This is a genomic window from Erysipelatoclostridium sp. An15, assembly GCF_002160675.1.
In the GTDB taxonomy this organism is placed as follows: domain Bacteria; phylum Bacillota_I; class Bacilli_A; order Erysipelotrichales; family Coprobacillaceae; genus Thomasclavelia; species Thomasclavelia merdavium.
On record NZ_NFLA01000047.1, the window covers coordinates 1 to 21,524 of the forward strand.

19 protein-coding genes are annotated in these 21,524 nt (G+C 27.2%); 16 read left to right on the forward strand and 3 right to left on the reverse strand.

Features of this window, described 5'->3' with window-relative positions; all coding sequences use genetic code 11:
- Both B5E92_RS12325 and B5E92_RS12330 read right to left on the reverse strand, forming a co-directional pair.
- Positions 1-1,453 (reverse strand): AAA family ATPase (locus B5E92_RS12325; protein WP_087302636.1); only part of this gene is annotated, 1,453 nt, incomplete at its 3' end.
- A 630-nt stretch (positions 1,454-2,083) separates the two neighbouring features.
- The gene (locus tag B5E92_RS12330) at positions 2,084-3,208 is read right to left on the reverse strand and encodes a site-specific integrase (RefSeq protein ID WP_087302638.1); all 1,125 of its coding nucleotides are present in this window, start codon (positions 3,206-3,208) and stop codon (positions 2,084-2,086) included.
- 263 nt (positions 3,209-3,471) lie between these two features.
- Between B5E92_RS12330 and B5E92_RS12335 the strand changes: the two genes are divergently transcribed.
- The 16 genes from B5E92_RS12335 (at position 3,472) to wecB (ending at position 19,901) form a co-directional block, all read left to right on the forward strand.
- Positions 3,472-3,978 (forward strand): transcription termination/antitermination NusG family protein, encoded by a 507-nt coding sequence (locus B5E92_RS12335; protein WP_087302640.1) that lies wholly within the window; start codon positions 3,472-3,474, stop codon positions 3,976-3,978.
- A gap of 8 nt (positions 3,979-3,986) precedes the next feature.
- Positions 3,987-4,484, forward strand: a complete 498-nt coding sequence (locus B5E92_RS12340; protein ID WP_087302642.1) for a transcription termination/antitermination NusG family protein — start codon at positions 3,987-3,989, stop codon at positions 4,482-4,484.
- Positions 4,485-4,662: 178 nt separating this feature from the next.
- Positions 4,663-6,483 carry a nucleoside-diphosphate sugar epimerase/dehydratase gene (locus B5E92_RS12345; protein WP_239406466.1) on the forward strand — a complete coding sequence of 607 codons (1,821 nt, stop codon included), beginning with the start codon at positions 4,663-4,665 and terminating at the stop codon, positions 6,481-6,483.
- Complete coding sequence (locus B5E92_RS12350; protein ID WP_087302646.1) at positions 6,483-7,007, forward strand: hypothetical protein; 525 nt, start codon at positions 6,483-6,485, stop codon at positions 7,005-7,007. The genes B5E92_RS12345 and B5E92_RS12350 overlap by 1 nt, the downstream gene beginning before the upstream one ends.
- A gap of 3 nt (positions 7,008-7,010) precedes the next feature.
- Positions 7,011-7,631: a sugar transferase gene (locus B5E92_RS12355; protein ID WP_087302648.1), complete on the forward strand. Its 621-nt coding sequence runs from the start codon at positions 7,011-7,013 to the stop codon at positions 7,629-7,631.
- The gene (locus tag B5E92_RS12360; RefSeq protein WP_087302650.1) at positions 7,628-8,500 is read left to right on the forward strand and encodes an NAD-dependent epimerase/dehydratase family protein; all 873 of its coding nucleotides are present in this window, start codon (positions 7,628-7,630) and stop codon (positions 8,498-8,500) included. Before B5E92_RS12355 ends, B5E92_RS12360 begins: the two co-directional genes overlap by 4 nt.
- Positions 8,501-8,504: 4 nt before the next feature.
- Positions 8,505-9,254 (forward strand): glycosyltransferase family 2 protein, encoded by a 750-nt coding sequence (locus B5E92_RS12365; RefSeq protein ID WP_087302652.1) that lies wholly within the window; start codon positions 8,505-8,507, stop codon positions 9,252-9,254.
- A 44-nt stretch (positions 9,255-9,298) separates the two neighbouring features.
- The gene (locus tag B5E92_RS12370) at positions 9,299-10,465 is read left to right on the forward strand and encodes a nucleotide sugar dehydrogenase (protein ID WP_087302654.1); all 1,167 of its coding nucleotides are present in this window, start codon (positions 9,299-9,301) and stop codon (positions 10,463-10,465) included.
- Positions 10,466-10,643: 178 nt separating this feature from the next.
- The gene (locus tag B5E92_RS12375) at positions 10,644-11,915 is read left to right on the forward strand and encodes a glycosyltransferase (protein WP_087302656.1); all 1,272 of its coding nucleotides are present in this window, start codon (positions 10,644-10,646) and stop codon (positions 11,913-11,915) included.
- The gene (locus B5E92_RS12380; RefSeq protein ID WP_087302658.1) at positions 11,912-13,132 is read left to right on the forward strand and encodes a glycosyltransferase; all 1,221 of its coding nucleotides are present in this window, start codon (positions 11,912-11,914) and stop codon (positions 13,130-13,132) included. The genes B5E92_RS12375 and B5E92_RS12380 overlap by 4 nt, the downstream gene beginning before the upstream one ends.
- Positions 13,132-14,337 carry an O-antigen ligase gene (locus B5E92_RS12385; RefSeq protein WP_087302660.1) on the forward strand — a complete coding sequence of 402 codons (1,206 nt, stop codon included), beginning with the start codon at positions 13,132-13,134 and terminating at the stop codon, positions 14,335-14,337. Before B5E92_RS12380 ends, B5E92_RS12385 begins: the two co-directional genes overlap by 1 nt.
- The gene (locus B5E92_RS12390; protein ID WP_087302662.1) at positions 14,334-15,485 is read left to right on the forward strand and encodes a glycosyltransferase family 2 protein; all 1,152 of its coding nucleotides are present in this window, start codon (positions 14,334-14,336) and stop codon (positions 15,483-15,485) included. Before B5E92_RS12385 ends, B5E92_RS12390 begins: the two co-directional genes overlap by 4 nt.
- Complete coding sequence (locus tag B5E92_RS12395) at positions 15,485-16,849, forward strand: lipopolysaccharide biosynthesis protein (RefSeq protein ID WP_087302664.1); 1,365 nt, start codon at positions 15,485-15,487, stop codon at positions 16,847-16,849. Before B5E92_RS12390 ends, B5E92_RS12395 begins: the two co-directional genes overlap by 1 nt.
- Positions 16,846-17,892 carry a polysaccharide biosynthesis protein gene (locus B5E92_RS12400; protein ID WP_087302667.1) on the forward strand — a complete coding sequence of 349 codons (1,047 nt, stop codon included), beginning with the start codon at positions 16,846-16,848 and terminating at the stop codon, positions 17,890-17,892. The genes B5E92_RS12395 and B5E92_RS12400 overlap by 4 nt, the downstream gene beginning before the upstream one ends.
- Positions 17,892-18,743 carry a sugar nucleotide-binding protein gene (locus B5E92_RS12405; protein WP_087302669.1) on the forward strand — a complete coding sequence of 284 codons (852 nt, stop codon included), beginning with the start codon at positions 17,892-17,894 and terminating at the stop codon, positions 18,741-18,743. The genes B5E92_RS12400 and B5E92_RS12405 overlap by 1 nt, the downstream gene beginning before the upstream one ends.
- A gap of 15 nt (positions 18,744-18,758) precedes the next feature.
- A complete protein-coding gene (gene wecB / locus B5E92_RS12410) occupies positions 18,759-19,901 on the forward strand; it encodes a non-hydrolyzing UDP-N-acetylglucosamine 2-epimerase (RefSeq protein ID WP_087302671.1) in 1,143 nt (380 codons plus the stop codon).
- A 157-nt stretch (positions 19,902-20,058) separates the two neighbouring features.
- Here the strand turns inward: wecB and B5E92_RS12415 are convergent, their stop codons facing one another.
- Positions 20,059-21,000 (reverse strand): D-alanyl-D-alanine carboxypeptidase family protein, encoded by a 942-nt coding sequence (locus tag B5E92_RS12415; protein ID WP_087302673.1) that lies wholly within the window; start codon positions 20,998-21,000, stop codon positions 20,059-20,061.
- Positions 21,001-21,524: the final 524 nt, after the last annotated feature.

Below are 21,524 nucleotides of genomic sequence, written 5' to 3' on the forward strand. Positions count from 1 at the left end.
CATATAAATGACAATTTTCAAAAGCAAATATTTTTTGAATTACGAGATGTAAACTATTAAATGTTAATTTTTCTGGTACAATTACACGACGCCACATCGGCTGACTGCTGGATTTTTGCATTAATGGACCCAATAATAGTTCTAGTAAACCTTGATAATATTCAATATTGTAAACATGCGGTACAAATGAGATATTCATGATTTTAATGAATATTTCCTGGATAGTATTTGTTTCGTGATTAAATAAGGCATAAAGAAATTTTTCACGTTTACTAATAATATAATTTTGATACCAGTGATAATATATGTTTAAACATTGCATTTTCGTAGTAAGATTAGGTAATTTTAAATGTTGGATCGTTAGATAATTATTGACACTGCCATCCAAAGTAAGTAATCCATTAAATATAAAATAAATATAGATATTGTTATGAAATGTTAGATTTGAAAATGAGATATTTTGATTAACTTTTTTAGTTATTGTTCTATTTGAAAGTAATTTATTCAATTCTGTTTCTATTAAAAAACTTTTTGTTGTTAAAAGATCATTGATCCAAAAATCATTTTCAATGACATTAATTTCATAATTTTTAGGATTTCTAAGATAAGTCATGACCCAAGCAGGATGATATAATAATTGGTTGGAAAAATAATAACCGCCAAAATATTTTTTAATATCTGGTAATTTAGATATTAGCTGATATGCTTGTAGTAAATTTTTTATTTCTTCTTCATTAAATCCAAAATATATATTTTTAGAAGGAGTAAAAATAGTATTGTTTTGATAATTATAAATATAACAGTATTCGTATTTTAAAGTTGTTCTACCGGTAAAGATAGCTTTGAATATTGCTTTATTATTAGTTGTGTGTTTGATTAGATTATTGATAAACTGTTCTGCTTTGTCGTTATAGTGATTAAATGAACTGAAATATAATGGGGTATCATAATCATCAATTAGAATTATTACATTTTGATGGTAGTAATCTTTTAAATATTGACTAATGGTTGATAAAGAGTTTGATAGGTCAATAATAGATATATTTTCTGTAGTGAGATTATATAGAGTGGCTTCTTTTTTGTAATTAGCAATATTATTTTTTAACCAGGTTTTAAGTATATTTTGATAGCCAATGATCATATCATTAAAATTATTAGCTGTTAAATCTTTAAATGATAGGGCAATTACTGGATATTTATTTTGATGAAGTTTAGCTTTTTTATCTTGTGATATTTTTAATTGTTCAAACAAATAACTATTGTTACTTTCATTTATGGAAAAGAAATAGTATAGCATACTCATATTTAAGCTTTTACCAAATCCTTTAGGTCGAATATAAAAAACAACTTTTTCATTCAAAACATCTTTAATTAATAAACTCTTATCAACGTAGTAGTAATCATTATCAATAATTGTTTTAAAATCAGTAATATTAAGTCTTATTTTTTTCATTTCTCTAGTCTCCTTTAAATAACAAAAAAGGTAAGAACCTAAAATAAACTAAATATTAGCTTATTTTTGATCCTTACCTCATTAACATATGTAAAAATCTGGTATATTCCAGTTAGTAATCAGCTTTTTCACTCTGTAATATTTTTACAATATGCTCAAAGTCATCTATTTACTTTTCTATATTTTAACATTTTATTGTTGAATCGACAATATTTTTATTATCTTTCAAAAAAAGTAATTTTAGTTTTTGAAAAGTATTTATATTATATAGTTAGATAAATTATTATTAAAACAGATGGTTATAATAGTCTATATTTTTAATTTTTTATAGACCAATTTGGACATTTGTGTTATTATTTAAATACAACCAGATAATTTATATGAATCATTTTGAGAAGCAGAAAATATGGTTTAAAAGGGTGCAATACCTTACCGGATGATAAGAATATACTTATGTATTGATGGCTTTTATAAAGGTAAAGATAGTATAAAAATTTTTTAATACTACTTTGCCTTTTTTTGTATAAAATTTAAAAAAGGTGGAAAAATAAAAATGTCGTAGAGTAAAATAATCATAGACCACTAAAAAAAGTGCTTAGTTAAATAAGCACTTTAAGAAACTGACAAGAATCAATGACTAGAAATATTAATACTTGCGAATTTATCTATCCAATCTTTTTTAGATTTAAATGATGAATGAACATAACGATCCAATGTTATTTGTGAACCACTATGGCCTAGAATTTCACTTAAACATTTGATTTCAAAACCTTCTTCAATACATAATGTTGCAAATGTATGTCTTAACATATGGAAATTAGCACTTTCAATCTCTGCTAATTTTATATATCTTTTAAACTTTTTTTCTAATGCCCGTGGTTCGATAAATTTATCTGGTTTACCTGTTAATAAGTAACAATCATCATTTTGTTTAAACTTTTTAAATAAAGGAATTAGATTTTTTGGAATTGGTATTTTTCTTATAGAAGTTGCACTTTTTGGTGACTGTTCTATTATTATTGTTTTAGGACCATTACCTTCTAAATTTTTAATTCTCTGCATGGTCTTTTCAATGTACAAATAATCTTCATCAAGATTAATATTACTCCACTTTAAAGCACAAAGTTCTCCAATTCTGATACCAGTTGCCATTGCGATTAAAACCCCGAATTTACTAGGATCAATATCTTGTAATAAAACATTGTTTAGATTAATAAATTCTGCCTTAGTTAATATTCTACTCTCCTTTTTGGGGTTATGAGGATAAACAATATTAATATTTATATTAATATTATATTCAGTTTGAATAAACTTAAATACATTTTTTAAAATTAATAAAATATCTTTTACTGTTTTAGAAGATAACGGATTCCCATTTTTACCTTTAGTTAACAAACTATTAGTAAAAGCATCTATATGACGACTGGATAAATCCTTTAGTGGAATTTTATCAAAATAAGGTAATAAATAATTATCTACTACACTATAATATTTTACATAAGTAGAAATTTTGAAACGGACTTTGTGAAACTTTAACCATTGGCGAATATAAAAACCTAAAGTATCTTTACTAATAACAAGATTTCCATTAGCTAAAGCAACACATATTCTGTCTCTCTTTAACTTTACTTCCTTATATGTTTTAGCATAAACACTTCCATAAACCTTTTTATTATCGTTTGTTATTTCTTTAACATATCTCGCCTCCCATCTACCATCTTTACGATGAAAAATATTTTCTCCTCTTCTGGGCATAACTCTTACTCCTTTCTTATAATTATTTCTCCTGACCACAAATTGACCAAAAATAAAATAAAAAAGTATCTAATATAAGTCAAATTTTTACTTTTTTTCTTAAAAATATGGCTAAAATTAAAATTTTACACGATTTTCCTATCATTTTATTAAAATAAATGCTAGAATGCTATCGTAGCAATTAAAATTTACTTGTTCGTAGAGTATTTTAATTTATGTAATTTTATGATTAGGAGCTACTATATATTTTAAGGGGGAATTGGATGAATTGGTATATTATTTTTGAAAATAATGAAAAAATTAAGGATTTATTGGTCTGGTTCAACAAACAACCCGATATGAAAGCTTTTATTGTTAAGTCGGAACGCTTTTGGAAAAAAGATGGTAAGAAAATGTTTATAGAAAAGCCAATGTATCCAAATTATATCTTTGTAGAAACAAATCTTGATTCAAAAGAGTTTTATGATGTTGTAAGTAAATTAGAGGGTAATCTAAGCTCTACGATGAAAGTATTGCAAAATGATACACAATCAGTGATGTCTTTAAGTAATGAGGAAAAAGAATTTTTGGAATCATTATTAAATGAAGATCATTCAATTGTACATTCAACAGGAGTAATAGTTAATTCTAAATTAATTGTCCAAGAAGGACCGTTAATGGGAAAAGAGGAAATGATTAAAAAAATTGATCGTCATAAAAGAACTGCTTTTTTAGGTAGTTTGTTTGGACGAATGATTAAGGTTCCTCTAGAAGTTACTAGTAAGTCTTAGGTGAATTAATGAACTGGTATGTATTATTTGTTTTAGTTGTTAAAGAGGATAAATTGTGTTCACTTTTAAGAAAAAAAGGTTTAGACGCTTTTATACCAATGTATGAGTATTATCGAAGAGATATAAAAGGTAATGCAATTAAACCATTGTTTCCAGGCTATATTTTTGTAAGAAGTAATTTAGAGCAATTAGATTTTGACCAATTTCTTTTTAATATTAAAGAGCCTAAAGAAGGTTTGATTAAAGAATTAAAAAAAGCTGATGTAAGTGCGTTAAGAGATGATGAAATTAAAATGTTTGAGTATATGTTAGATAGCAAAGGTATCTTAAGAATGTCCCAAGCATTTATTGAAGATAAACGAGCTAAAATATACAAAGGACCGTTAGTTCATTATCAAGATCACATTGTAAAAGTGGACAAGCACAATAAACTAGCGACTTTAGATTTAGAATTTATGGATCGCAGGTTTGTTGCCGGATTGGAAATTACAAGCAAAATTAGATAAATGTAGCTGGTTTACCGCACATTTTATAATTTGAACATAGTCTTCCCTTGGGGTAAGGGGAGACTATGTTCTTTTTTGTGTTTAAAAATAAGTGAAGGGAGAGAAGAGTGATAGATCTGTGAGGATCTAATATTTGGGAAAGAAAATGGATATTAGGAAATTGAGGGTAAGGCAATTAATGTTAATTATTGTTGATATATTAAGTATCATCTTTTCCTTGTATGGTTCCTTGATACTTAGATTTGAGGGTTTATTAGAACAGACATATGTCAGCAATATCAATAGCGTCTTATTGATAGTGATTATTTTAAATATTGCTATTTTGTTTTTAATGAAAATGTATAAAAGCTTATGGCAGTTTGCTTCGGTAACCGAGTTGTTTAATGTCATAACGTCATCGATTCTTTGTAGTTTGGTTAATATAGTTATTTTTGAAATAGCTAACAAGGATTTACCTGAAGCATGTTATTTTTTGTATTTTTTATTATTAACGTTATGTTTAGGAATAACAAGGTTTTCATATCGTTTTATTCGAATGTATAAATCGCATATTGTCCCTAAAAGCCGACGTGAATTACAAAAAGTAATGATTATTGGAGCCGGTTTAGCTGGGGAAAAGACTTATCAGGAGATTACTTATAATCCTTCTGTTTACAAAAAAGTTGTTTGTTTTATTGATGATGATAAATCAAAACAAGGACGTCGAATTCATGATGTAACTGTTTATGGTGGTCGTGAAAAAATCATTGAAGCAGCTAAAAAGTTTGGTGTTGAGGAGATGCTACTAGCAATGCCTTCTGGTAATCGAAAAGAAGTAGCCAATATTTTAAATATTTGTAAAGAAACAAAATGTCAGATAAAAAAATTGCCAGGTATTTATCAGATGATCAACGGTGATATTCATATTAGTGATTTTAAAGATGTAGAAATACAGGATTTGCTTGGTAGAGAGCCTATTAAGGTTAATATTGAAGATATCATTCGTTATGTGACTGGTAAGGTAGTAATGGTAACTGGTGGCGGTGGTTCGATTGGCAGTGAACTATGCCGTCAGATTGCTGCTAGTGGTCCTAAGCAGTTAATTATTGTTGATATTTATGAAAACAATGCCTATGACATTCAATTAGAGTTAAAACATAAATATCCTAACCTTAATTTAGAAACAATCATCGCTTCAGTTAGAAATTCTAAAAAAATGGATAAATTATTTGAAAAATATCAACCTGATATTGTTTACCATGCAGCAGCACATAAACATGTACCGTTGATGGAAGATAGTCCTAATGAAGTAGTTAAAAATAATGTTTTTGGAACATTGAATGTAGTAAAAGCTGCTGATAAATATAAAACTAAGAAATTTATTTTAATATCAACAGATAAAGCAGTAAATCCAACTAATATCATGGGTGCTACTAAAAGAATCTGTGAGATGATTGTTCAAAGTTACAATAAACAGTCGCAAACAGAATATGTAGCAGTAAGATTTGGTAATGTTTTAGGGTCAAACGGATCGGTTATTCCATTATTTAAAAAGCAGATTAAAGAAGGAGGCCCAGTAACCGTAACACATCCTGATATTATCAGATATTTCATGACAATACCTGAAGCTGTTTCTTTAGTCTTACAAGCTGGGGCCTATGCTAAAGGTGGTGAGATCTTTATCTTGGATATGGGAGAACCGGTAAAAATAGCAGATATGGCTCGTAATTTAATTAAACTTTCAGGATATGAACCGGATGTTGATATCAAGATTAAATATACTGGATTAAGACCGGGTGAAAAATTATATGAAGAATTGTTAATGAAAGAAGAAGGGTTACAGAATACACCAAATCATCTAATTCACATTGGCAAACCAATCGCATTAGATGAAACAACCTTCTTTAATAAACTAACAAACTTAAAAGAAGCAGTTTATAAAGAAACCAGTGATGTTCGATTATTAGTAAAAGACATCGTACCAACTTATAAACCTAAGGAAGAAGGTGTATCAAACTGATGAAAAAGTTATTAATAATTGGAGCTGGAGGTCATGGTAGATGCTGCTTTGATATTGCAAAGCGGATGAATCTTTATGATACGATTCATTTTTTAGATGATAATTCAAATGATAATTACGTAGTAGGTAAAATAAATGATTTATCTAAATATAAAAATGATCATGATGAAGTGTTTATAGCAATCGGAAATAATCAAATGCGTTATCAACTAACTAAAAAATGTAAAGAAATGAATTTGACTGTTACCGCTTTGATAGATCCAATGTCTTTTATTTCACCAGAATCAATTATTGAAGAAGGAACAGTTATCTTTCCATTTGCATCAGTTGAATCAAAAGCAGTAGTAAAAGAAGGATCGATTATTAGCAGTAATGTAATCATTCATCATGATACAGTCATTGATAAATTTTCATTAATATATGGGCACTGTGTGATTAGACCAAAAACACATATTCAATCATTTGAAACTATTGGTAGTTCAATGGTTATTGATAGAAAGAATATTATCGAAGAAAGGGGATAATGGATGTATAAAAAGGGGATAAAAAGAATTATTGATTTTATTTTATCGCTTTGTGGATTGATAGTATTAAGTCCAGTATTTTTAATTTTATGTGTCTGGATAAAATTAGATAGTAAAGGACCAATATTATTTAAACAAAAACGAGTTGGCATCAATAAAACATATTTCAATATTTATAAATTTAGAACGATGTATATTGATACACCAAAAGATATGCCAACTCATATGTTAGCAGATCCTGATCAGTATATTACTAAAGCTGGTCATTTTTTAAGAAAAACTTCTTTGGATGAATTACCACAGATACTTAATATTCTAAAAGGTGAGATGTCAATCATTGGACCAAGACCAGCTCTTTGGAATCAGGATGATCTAGTGGCTCAAAGGGATAAGTATCACGCTAATGATGTAAGACCAGGATTAACCGGTTGGGCACAAATAAATGGTAGAGACGAGTTAGAAATACCAGTGAAAGCAAGATTAGATGGAGAATACGTGGAACGTATCTCTTTTTTATTTGATGTTAAATGCTTCTTTGGAACTATTTTGTCAGTTATTAAATCTGATGGAGTAGTTGAAGGAGGAACTGGAGAATTACATAAAAAAGATGGTGATATAACATGAAGAAAATATTAATAACTGGAGCTAATAGTTATATCGGTACATCGTTTGAAAAGTATATCGAAGAAAACTATCCAGATGATTATCAGATAAATACCCTGGATATGCTTGATCCAAACTGGAAAGAATACGATTTTAGTGGATATGATTCAATTTTTCATGTTGCAGGGATAGCTCATGCTGATATTGGACATGTAAGTGAAGAGAGAAAGATGCTTTATTATACAGTTAATTGTGATCTAGCTTATGAAACAGCAATTAAAGCTAAAGAATCGAAAGTTAAACAATTTATCTATATGTCATCAATTATAGTTTACGGTGAAAGTGCCCCATATGGAAAGAAGAAGGTAATAACCAAAGATACTAAACTAGAACCAGCTAATTTTTATGGTGACAGTAAATTACAGGCAGAAATAAAACTAAAAACATTAGGTGATGATAATTTTAAAGTATGTATCTTAAGGCCACCAATGATATATGGACCGGGAAGCAAAGGCAACTATCAGATGTTATCAAAACTGGCCAAAAAATTACCAATATTTCCAGATATCAAAAATGAAAGAAGCATATTATTTATAGGTAATTTATGTTATTTCATAAAGGAATGTATTGATAAGGAAAATAGCGGAATTTATTTTCCACAGAATGAAGAATATGTATCAACATCAAAGATGGTACAGGAGATAGCTAAAGTAAATGGAAAGAATATTCATCTAACAAAGTTATTGAATCCATTTGTTTTTATATTATCTAAATTCCCAGGAAAGATTGGTAGAATGTGTAATAAAGCATTTGGGAATATGAGTTATGAAAGGAATTTTAATGTAAATTATTTTTCTTTAATTGATTCAATACGAATAACGGAGGGATAATTTGATGGAAGATTTAGTAAGTATAATCATGCCTGCTTATAACGCAGAAAAATATATTGGTGAAAGTATTGAGTCAGTATTAAATCAAACTTATCAAAATTGGGAATTAATGATAGTAAATGATTGTTCTATTGATAATACCGCTAATATAATAAAAAATTACGCTGATAAAGATTCTAGAATAAAGTATTTTCATCAAAAAACAAACAGTGGAGCAGCGTTAGCTAGAAATAAAGGTATTGAACTTGCAAACGGTAAATATATAGCTTTTTTAGATAGTGATGATTTATGGAAAAGTGATAAATTACAAATTCAAATTAGTTATATGTCCCTTAATAACTGTGATTTTACTTGCACATATTACGATAAAATAAATGAAACAGGCGAATCGTTAAATAAGATTATTAAATATGAGAAATTGGCTAATTATTATGAATTATTAAAGAATTGTCCAGGAAATTCTACTGTAATATATGATGCTTCTAAATTGGGAAAAATATACGCAAAAAATATAAAACGAAGAAACGATTATATACTTTGGTTAGATGTTATTAAGAAAAGCAATAATTTGCAATGCATTGATCAAGTTTTGGGAAGTCATAGGGTAGTCGCTGGATCAATTTCGAGTAATAAGATTAAACTTATTAAATATCATTGGGAAATATATAGAAATTTTGAAAGGCTGAATATTTTTTATTCTTTATATTTAGTAATTTATTGGATTTTGAAAGGAATAGTTAATAAAGTTTGTTAAAAGTTTTTGATTTTATTCTATCTAGATTAAGAAGAGGTATGATAATGAACATAACAATAGCAGGAACAGGATATGTAGGATTAAGTATCGCTACATTATTAGCACAACATAATCATGTTGTAGCAATAGATATTATAGAAGAAAAAGTAAATATGATTAATAATAAAAAGTCTCCTATTAAAGATAAAGAAATAGAAGACTTTTTATTAAACAAAAAATTAGATCTATATGCAACTATTGATGCTAAAGAAGCATATAGTGATGCAGATATCATAGTAGTAGCTGCACCTACTAACTATGATGATAAAACAAATTCATTTGATACTAGTGCAGTAGAAAGTGTTATTAAATTAGCTTTGGAATATAATTCTAAAGCGTTTATTGTTATCAAAAGTACAATACCTGTAGGTTATACCAAACAAGTAAATAAGATGTTTAATACAGATAGAGTTATTTTTTCACCAGAATTTTTAAGAGAAGGAAAAGCACTATATGATAATCTATATCCTTCAAGGATAGTTGTTGGTGAGCAAAGTGCAAGAGCAAAATTATTTGCTGAATTATTAAAAGAAGGGGCTATCAAAGAAGATATCCCTATTTTATTTACAGACAGTACAGAAGCAGAAGCAATAAAATTGTTTGCAAATACGTATTTAGCATTAAGGGTAGCTTATTTTAATGAATTAGATACTTATGCTGAAGTTAAAGGGTTAAATACAAAACAAATCATTGAAGGGGTTTGTTTAGATCCAAGAATTGGTAATCATTACAATAATCCATCATTTGGATATGGAGGATATTGTTTACCAAAAGACACAAAGCAATTAAAAGCTAATTACAAAGATGTACCAGAAAACTTAATATCAGCAATAGTATCATCAAATACAACAAGAAAAGATCACATAGCCCAAGAGATACTTGATAGAAAACCGAAAGTTGTAGGAATTTATCGATTAACGATGAAAAGTGGATCAGATAATTTTAGAGCAAGTGCAATCCAAGGAATCATGAAAAGGATAAAAGCTAAAGGTATAGAAGTTGTAGTATATGAACCAACACTTAAAGAGAAAACGTTCTTTAATAGTAAGGTCATTACTGATTTAGGTAAATTTAAAAAGATGTGTGATGTAATAGTAGTAAATAGAGTTACAGAAGAAATCAAAGATGTAAGAGATAAAGTATATACAAGGGATTTATATGAAAGAGATTAAATAGCTGTTTATGCAAATAACTTATTAATAATCAATTGTTTTATCTAAGTATAATTAAATTCTTGTATTATGTTAAAAGTATTTAACATATAATTAGCTATTTATAACAATGATTTTTTAATAAATTTATTTTAATCCAGATAGATACAGTATAAATATTGGTAAAAGGAATGATAAAATGAAAATTATGATTATTAGTCATAACTGTACAAATTCATTAACGAATATGGGATTAACTATAAAGTCAATTATTAAAAATATCTCCAATGTGCAAGTATGTCAATTGTATATTAAATCGTCTTTTCCAGATGAAAATGTATGCACCAGTTGGTTCTTATTATCTGATAATATGGTTTTAAGAAATATTGTATATAGAAAAAATATTGGAAAAAAAGTTGCTTTTGATGAAGTGAATTCATATAAAAATAAAATAATTAGGGAAAAAAGCCAAACTAAAAATATAAATACAAAAGAAAATATTTTATTATTTAGAGATATAATTTGGAAAATTGGTAAGTGGAAAACCGATTCACTAAAAAATTGGGTAAAAAAAGAAAATCCTGAAATATTAATTGTTTTTCCAGGTCAATCTCTTTTTATATATAGTATTACTAAATATATTTCAAAAATGCAAAATATTCCGGCTGTGTTTTTTTATACTGATGACTATTATTATTACCAACCGAAAACAAAAAGTTTTTTTTATAAAGTTCAACACAATAGGATAAAGAAAAAAATGAATAAATATTTATCAGAAAATGCCAACATTGTTACTATTACAGATCTAATGCGAGACGATTATAAATCTTTATTTCCATCAGCAAATACTATATCATATTTATCAGTACCTACTCTAATAAAAGAGAAAAAGATGCAAGAAGAATATGATTTTGTATATTTAGGGAATCTTTCTTTAGGAAGATGGAAAACTTTGATAGAGATAGGTAAAGTTCTAGACGATTTAAATGGGAAATATAAATTAGATATTTTTTCAGGGTGTGATGATCAAGAAATTATAAATAATTTTAAATTTATTAATAGTATAAAATTTCATGGTTATGTTAACTCATCAAAAGTTTCTAAAATTGTATCTAAAAGCAAAGTAGCTCTACATGTTGAAGATATTACAGGTGAATATATAGATAGAGTAAAATACACCTTTTCTACAAAAATTGCAGATATATTGAATAGTGATACATGTTTGATGGTAGTAGCACCTAGAGATATTGCTCTCACTGAATATTGTATTAATAATGATTGTGCATATGTAATAACAGATAAAAACAACTTAAAAGATAGAATCATTAAAATAATGGTGAATGATGAACTAAGAAATAGTTATGTATTAAAAGCAGATGAAATTGTCAAAAAAAATCACAATGCTTATATTAATGGAAAAAAATTGGAAAAGTATTTAAATGATATTATTAATAAAGAAGGTGTTGTATGAAAATTCTTCAAATAAACTCTGTTTATAAAAATGGTAGTACAGGTAAAATAATGTATGATATTCACAATGTATTAACAAATTTGAACAAAAAATCTGTTGTTTGTTATGGAAGAGGAAAAAAAATAAAAGAAGATAATGTTTATAAAGTATGTGGCGAGATTTATTCTCATTTTAATCACTTTATAGCTAATATTTCTGGAGTACCTTATGCTAGGTTCTTTTTTTCTACACAAAAATTAGTGAATATTATTAAAAAAGAGAAGCCGGATATAGTACATATTCACTGTCTTAATGGGTATTTTGTTAATATATATAGGCTCATTGAATGGTTGAAAAAAAATAAAATAAAAACAGTACTTACATTACATGCTGAGTTCATGTATACAGGAGGATGTGGACATTCATTAGATTGTAATAAATGGGTGAGCAAACAAGGTTGTTATAATTGTGACAAACTAAAAACAGAATTTCATTCTATTTTTTTTGATAGAACAAATTATATGTGGAAACGTATGATAAAAGCATTTAATGGTTTCGATAACGATAAAATAATTATAGCTTCTGTTTCACCATGGCTCATGAAAAGAGCAAAACAATCATATGCATTAAAAGATTTTAGGCATGTTGTTGTTATGAATGGATTAGATACTAGTATTTTTCACAATTATGATGATAATGAGACATTGTCATTAAAGAAAAAAAACAACTTATCTAATGAAAAAATAATTTTACATGTAACTCCTTTTTTTAATGATAATCCTAATCATATTAAAGGAGGCTATTATGTAATAGAGTTAGCTAAATTGATGATAAATGAAAATGTAAAAATTATAGTAGCTGGTCCATATGAAAAAAAAATAACTGTTCCAGATAATGTTATTCTTTTAGGTCCCATATCAGATCAGACAGAATTAGCAAAATATTATTCTATGGCAGATTTAACTTTATTAACAAGTAAAAAGGAAACTTTTTCAATGGTAACAGCTGAAAGTCTAAGTTGTGGAACACCGATTGTAGGATTCAAGGCCGGAGCACCTGAAATGATTGCGTTAAAAGAATATAGTGAATTTGTCGAATATGGTAATTGTAATGAATTATGTAAAGCATGTATGAAAATGTTAAATAAACAGTTTGATATAAATAAGATAGATACGTATGCAAAAAAGACAATGGTGAATAATTATATTAGGTTATATAAAATCTTACAGGATGAGTAATGAAAATAAATATTAAAAGTTATCTAATAATATATCATTTGATTACATTGTTTTTATTTGCATTTGTAAATTATAATGGAGCAACAGATTTTGAAGATATGGTGGTACCATTTATCGAAGGACATGTAATTGTAATTCATTTTTGTATTATGGTTTTAAGCTCTATTTTTTTTATTTTATTAAATATTAATAATAAAATAAAAGTTGATATTATTTTAAAATGTCTATTAATCAAGTGCGTGCTAGATGCACTTCCTTTCTTTTATGATTCTACTGCATCAGATTATTTTTGGTATTATGCTATCACATTGAGTAGTGCTGTTACATATTTTTTATACATTAATGTTACTATAACAAATAAGCAGCAAATTTTTTTGAAAAAAAGTATTATTTTTTTTGGTATAATAATTTGTTTACAAGTTATATATACTTTTTTTAATATGGAGTATAGTTATTTGGATTTAAGATACAAATCTGCCATGGTTATTCCATATGGTGGAACAAATATTATTGCATCAATATTAATTCCTATTCTCACATTAATTTTTTTCGTTCGTATTAAAACTATTTTTAAGATTACTTTAATAATATTATTTTCTGTTTCAATAGTATTGACTAAGTCACGGGGTGGAATAATTTTAACATTTATGTTAGTTGTTTTTTTTATTTATAAATCTATGGACGGACATAAAGATAGATATATTAAAAGAATGCTGCTATTAATATTATTTATATTGATTATTATTTTGTTACTAAACGATGCAGATATATTAACGTTATTAGGTGGATATACTACTGGTCAAAATAATATTACATTAAATTCATTATCAAGTAATAGAATTGATGGATGGATTGAAATCTTAAAAGAAACTTTCAATAATAATCTTTTTTTCGGAGTTGGAATGAAGTCTTTATCTGGCATTGGATCAGGAGCACATAATATTATATTAGATCTTGTATATAAGTGTGGACTAGTTGGTGCAATTAATTATTTAATTGCGTTTATTAATTTAGAGAAAAAAGGAAGGTATATATTAAAAAAGTGTAATTGTATTTATTATGTAATGATTATGATTATATATGTTAACTCTTTATTTGAGGTATGTTATTTCTCGTATGCATGTGATGTTATGCTATGGATGTTTATTGGAATGATGATGAATCAGTATTATAAAGATAGAATGAATATTAGAAGGTGTGAATGAAAATGAATAAATATTTGATCTCTATAGTTATCCCAACAAAGAATAGACAAAAGTATTGTATAGAAGTAGTTAAACAAATAGTTTCTTTGAAACTAGAAGATTTGCAAATAGTTATTCAGGATAATAGCGATGAGGATAAACTAAAAGAAGAAATATTGAAACTAAAATGTGATGATATTCTATATAATTATTGTGATAAAACTTTGTCATTTGTAGATAACTTTAGTTTAGCACTATCATTATCATCTGGAGAATATGTTTGTATGATAGGAGATGATGATGGAATTTTGCCTAATATTATAAAAGCTACAAAGTATATAAAAGCCAACAGAATAGATGCACTTATTCCTGGATTGAATTCAGTATATATTTGGCCATCAGAACATCCAATTGTTAAAGGTGGTGAAAATGGATATTTATGTTTATCTTATATAAAAAATAAAGGCAAATTAATTGATTGTTCAAAGGGCTTGCATGATTTAATGAATAAAGGTGGACAAGAATATCAAAGCTTAGATTTGCCAAGAATATATCATGGAATCATAAAGAAAACTATTTTGGATCAAGTTAAAGAAATGACAGGTAACTATTTTAGTGGCTTAACACCAGATATTTATATGTCTACAGCTCTATCACTTATTTGTGAAAAAGTATATAAAGTAGAGTTTCCGGTTACAGTTTCTGGTATTTGTTTGAAAAGTGGGTCAGCAAATTCAGCAACAGGTAAGCATACAGGAAAATTAGAAGATGCTCCACATTTTATTGGGCATGATGGATATATTTGGGCTCAAAAAGTTCCTAAAATATATAGTGTCGAAAGCATTTGGGCGGATACGGTATTGCATGCATTAAATGATTTTAACGCTAAGAAAGAACAGGATAAATTTAGAATAGATGTTTTAGATGCAATCTGTCTAAAAAAATATCCACAATTTTCTAATGAGATTATTTCTCACGCAAGTTCATATGGCTTTTCTAAGTTTCGCTTATTACTTTTAGGTAACTACTATAAATATTTATTATTTGTTAAAAGAGTATTTAGAAGATTACTAAGAAAAAAAGGAGAAGTCAAAAAGTATTATAATATACCAGATATCAATAAAGCTGTAGATTGTACCAATGCTGAGTTAAGGAGAAAACAACTGTAATGAATATTTTTTCAAAAAAGTTAAAAGAAATAAATGATAATGATAGAATTGTTTTAAAAAATACATTTTTTGCTTTTTTTATTAAAGGATTAGCTTTAGTTATATCTTTAATGACTACACCTGCGTTCATTTCATATTTTAATAATAATGAAATTTTAGGAGTTTGGTATACGATGCTATCAGTTCTTACATGGTTTTTAAATTTTGATTTGGGTATTGGTAATGGAATAAGGAATAATTTGACAATTGCATTATCAGAAAATAATAGAATAAAATCTAAATATATAATTTCATCTGGACTGTTTATTTCAATAATAGTGAGTTTTGTGATATTTGTTATTGGAATTATTCTTTTATCATTTATTGACCTTAATACTCTTTTTAATATTTCTAAAAGTATAGTTTCAACTGAAACATTATATATATCAACATTATTTATTCTTTTTGCGATTATATTGAGATTAATATTAACCTCAATTAGCGCAATTTTTTATGCAATGCAAAAATCTTCAATAAATAATTTTTTGACATTGTGTATTAGTGTTTTGCAATTATTATTTGTGTTAATCTTTAGATTTGATAGTATGGCAGAATCGCTAATCAATCTTTCTATTGCATATATGATATTTTCAAATTTACCCATTGTCATTGGTGGAATCGTTATTTTTTCTACAAATTTAAAAGATTGTAAACCAAGTGTAAAGTATATTGAGAAGAAATATATTAGGATAGTATTAAGTATTGGTGGTATATTTTTTATTTGCCAGATCTTATATATGCTAATAATTAATACTAATGAATTTTTAATAACAAACTTGTTTGGACCAGAGTATACTACAGAGTATACTTTTTATTATAAAATAACTAGTTTAATATCGACGGTGGTAAGTTTGGCTATGACACCAATTTGGTCTGTTGTAACAAAAGCAATGACAGAGAAAAAATGGGTTTGGTTAAATGATTTATATAAAAAAATTAAAAAAATTGGATTTTTAATAATTATTTTTGAATTTTTATTAATTCCTTTTATGCAAATATTATTTGACATATGGTTAGGAGATAGATCAATACGAATTGATTATTTCATTGCTTTGTCTTTTGCATGTTTTGGTAGTGTATTTGTTTATAGTAGCATGTTATCGACAATAGTATGTGGCCTAGCAAAAATGAGATTGCAAACTATATGTTATACATTAGGAACAATATTTAAATTTATATTTATATTGTTGATTTCTAAATATATTAATAATTGGAGTATAGTTGTTTGGACTAATGCAATAATACTTTTACCTTATTGTGTATTACAACAAATATGGTTAGACAAATATTTTGAAAATAAGATAAGAGAGGAGAAAATTTTATGACACTATTCAAAGATAAAACATTATTGATTACTGGAGGAACTGGATCTTTTGGTAATGCAGTATTAAATAGATTTCTAGAAACAGATATCAAAGAAATCAGAGTATTTTCTAGAGATGAATTAAAACAAGATAATATGAGACATGAGTATCAGGCTAAATATCCTGATGTTTTTTATAAACTTAAGTTTTATATCGGTGATGTAAGAGACATCAACAGTATCAAAAATTCTATGCATGGAGTTGATTTCATTTTTCATGCAGCAGCATTGAAACAAGTTCCTAGTTGTGAATTCTTTCCAATTGAAGCTGTTAAGACAAATATTTTAGGTACTGAAAATGTTTTAACAGCAGCAATTGAATGTGGAGTTAAAAGAGTAGTATGTTTATCAACCGATAAAGCAGCATATCCTGTAAATGCAATGGGAACAAGTAAAGCAATGATGGAAAAAGTAATTGTAGCTAAAAGTAGAACAGTTGATCCAAATAAAACGAGTATCATGTGTACAAGATATGGAAATGTCTTAGCATCAAGAGGTAGTGTGGTACCTCTTTTTATTAACCAGATAAAAGAAGGAAATGATCTAACAGTAACCGATCCAACAATGACAAGATTTGTCATGACACTAGAAGAAGCAGTAGATTTAGTATTGTTTGCATTTGAACATGGAGAAAGTGGTGATATCTTTGTTCAAAAAGCACCAGCATGTACTATTGGAATTTTAGCACATGCAGTGAAAGAACTATTTAATGCCGATAACGAAATCAAAGTAATAGGGATTAGACATGGGGAAAAGATGTATGAGACATTACTGACAAATGAAGAATGTGCTAATGCAATAGATTTGGGAAACTTCTATCGAGTACCAATCGATAAAAGAGATCTAAACTATGATAAATATTTTACTAAAGGCAATCTTAGTAGGAATGAATTATCAGAATTTAATTCAAACAATACAAAGTTAATGTCATTGGAAGCTGTTAAAGAAAAATTATTAGAGGTAAAGCTTGTAAAAGAAGAGTTAATTACTTGGGAGGAAAAATAATGAGATATCTTATTCTTGGAGCAGGTGGTATGGCTGGTCATATGATTGTCCATTATTTAAAGGAGCAAGGCGAAGTAGTCGAAGGTTTAGAAATGAGAGATTTATCATATTGTAAGACTTATGTTATGGATGCTACTAATTTTGATGATTTAAATGCTCTTATTGGAAATGGTAATTATGATATAGTAATTAATTGTATTGGGTTATTAAATCAGGTGGCTGAAAATAATATTGATAAAGCAATTTTATTAAATTCTTATTTACCTCATTTTTTAGTAAAAGTAACTAAAGATATGAAAACAAAAATAATACATATGAGTACTGATTGTGTATTTTCAGGTAAAAGAGGCCATTATACTGAGAGGGATAATCCTGATGGTGAAACTTATTATGATAAAACAAAGGCTCTTGGCGAATTGAACGATAAAAAAAATCTTACTTTTAGAAATTCGATAATTGGTCCAGATATCAATGAAAACGGAATAGGATTATTTAATTGGTTCATGAAACAAGATGGTGAAATAAATGGTTTTGAAAAATCATTATGGACTGGAGTGACAACACTGACACTTGCTAAAGCAATGCATAAAGCAAGTTATGAAAATTTAACAGGGTTATATAATTTGGTTAATAATAAAGTTACTAACAAATATGCATTATTAACATTATTTAATAAATATACTTGTAAGGGTCTCAAGATTAACAAGGTAGATGGAATCAAGCATGATAAATCTTTATATGGGACTAGAAATGATTTTGACTTTATTGTTCCTTCGTATGAAGAACAAATAAAAGAAATGATAGAGTGGATAGATAATCATAAGAATTTATATATGCATTATTTTAAATAAGGAGTACATATTGGCATGAAAAAACTGAAATTAATGACTATAGTAGGCACAAGACCAGAAATCATTAAAATGTCTATCATTATGAAGAAATGTGATAAATATTTTGACCATATTATTGTACATACAGGTCAAAATTATGATTATGAATTAAATGAGGTGTTTTTCAATGAATTAGGTATACGTAAACCAGATTATTATTTAGGTGTAGTTGGTAATGATTTGGGTGAAACAATGGGTAATGTGATAAATAAATCTTATAAATTAATCAAAGAAGTTAGGCCTGATGCATTAATTGTTTTAGGGGATACAAATTCATGTTTGAGTGTCATTTCTGCAAAAAGATTGAAAGTACCAATATTCCATATGGAAGCAGGTAATCGTTGTTTTGATGAAAATTTACCCGAGGAAATAAATAGAAGAATAGTAGATGTTACAAGTGACGTGAATTTGTGCTATACAGAACATGCAAGAAGATATTTGAATGCTTCTTCAGTGCCAAAAGAGCGAACATATGTGATTGGTTCACCAATGGCAGAAGTATTGTCTAATAATATTGATGAAATAACTGCATCTAATATATTAGAAAAACTTAATTTAAAGGAAAGCGGATATATATTACTAAGTGCTCATCGAGAAGAGAACATTGATACCGAAAAGAACTTTTTATCATTATTTAATGCCATTAATAAGATGGCAGAAAAATACGATATGCCAATATTATATTCATGTCATCCAAGAAGCAAGAAAAGACTAGAAGAATCAGGATTTAAATTGGATCCTAGAGTAATACAGCATGAACCATTAGGATTCCATGACTATAATAATCTACAGATGAATGCATTTGCAGTAGTAAGTGATAGTGGAACATTACCAGAAGAAAGTTCATATTTTACAAGTATCAATAGATCATTTCCAGCAGTATGTATAAGAACAAGTACAGAAAGACCGGAAGCATTGGATAAAGCATGTTTTATCTTAGCAGGAATAGATGAAAAATCATTATTACAGGCAGTAGACACAGCAGTAGAAATGAATAAGGACAATGATTTAGGAATACCAGTACCAGATTATGTAGAAGAAAATGTAAGTACAAAAGTAGTAAAACTAATTCAGTCATATACTGGAGTAGTCAATAAAATGGTTTGGAGAAAATATTAATTTAAATCGTTTTTTTCAAGAAAAGTGTGTTAAATGTTATTTATTGCTAGAAAAATATGATTATATTTTTTGACAATCAATGTACAATTACAGTCATACTTAAACAGGCTAGAGGAGAGTGTAAAAAAACTGTGAAGTTGAGTTATTAACTTTCAACTTACACAGTTTTTTTTACACTATTCATTTCGATATATTCTTCAAATGTAAGAGTGCTTTGATGGATTTTTTCAGCAGTTTCTTTACCAACATAACGCATGTGCCATGGTTCATAACCATAGTTTGTGATATTAATTTTATCTTGAGGATATCTTAGGATAAAGCCATATTTATAACCATCACTAACAATAAACTTTCCAATATCACTATTAGCAACTTGTTCAGTTAAACGATTACCAGTTAATTGATTAGATATATCAATTGCTAATCCTAACTGATGTTCACTTCTACCTGGATAAGCACTATATAAAGAAGCATATTCTTCCCCGTATATTTCTACTTGTCGTTGCCAATATAGGGCTTGAGCATCATTTGTTCTATATCCAGAAATTATATAACAAGTAATTCCTTGATTCTTGGCTGCTTGATAAAATGCTTCAAAAGCTTCAGCAGCCTCTTTTCTTAATTGTTGGCTAGAACCGGCAACTTCAACTAAATCATTAGGTACCCAACCAGATGGGATTTGATGTGTTTTATTAACTAATGCTGTAATGCTTTCAGGATTAGTTATAGTTTCAGGCGTAAGATCAGTTGGATTGAAAATTCCATTTTCATATGTTCTAACAACATCAACGATCATTGTTTTAGCTTCTTGATTTGAATTAGTAGTAGTATCTTCTAGTGAGTATGTTACTTCATAAGTTCCTAGCTTAGAAGTATCAATAGTGTTATATTCGATTGCATCGGTATTTCCGCTAACATAATCTAAATAGTTAATTGTTGCATATTGATTTACTTGAATTCTAGAACTGTTTAATGTAAAGGTTTTTTGTTTTGTTGGTGATTGTTCTTGAGATTTTTTGTGTTCTTTATTAGTGGAACAGCCACTTAGTAATAGTAAGAATACTAACATTAATTTGATACTAATTGATGTTACTTTCATTATCTAATTACCTCCAATTTTTTTTACATAATGTTACTTTTAATAAATTAGAATTAAGTTTTAATATCTATGAAAAAACACCAATGATAATACTTAGCTTGGTAGCTAGATATTAAAAATCATAGGAGATTGTTATATAAAAGCTATAAATAGTTTATCATGTAAATTATAAAAATGTAAATATTATATCCTTATTGTAATAATATATAGAAATATGCTTTAAAAAATTATAAAAAAGTTATTAGATATGATGTATTATTAATAAATATTGTTTAAGAAGGTATAAGATGGTTTGTTATAGATTAGAATGATTATTAATAGTTAGGTTTTAAAATTAATAATATAATTGTTATAAATTATTTGTTACAAAGTTATTCAAAATTAAAAGCCACTAATTAATTAGTGCAATGTCGTCAATTTAAGAAGATTAAAAACGGATAGAAATCTATCAAGATATCTATCCTTTTTAATCTTAAATTATGAAAGAATATATTAGCTATATCAATAGATATTCCAATGATTTT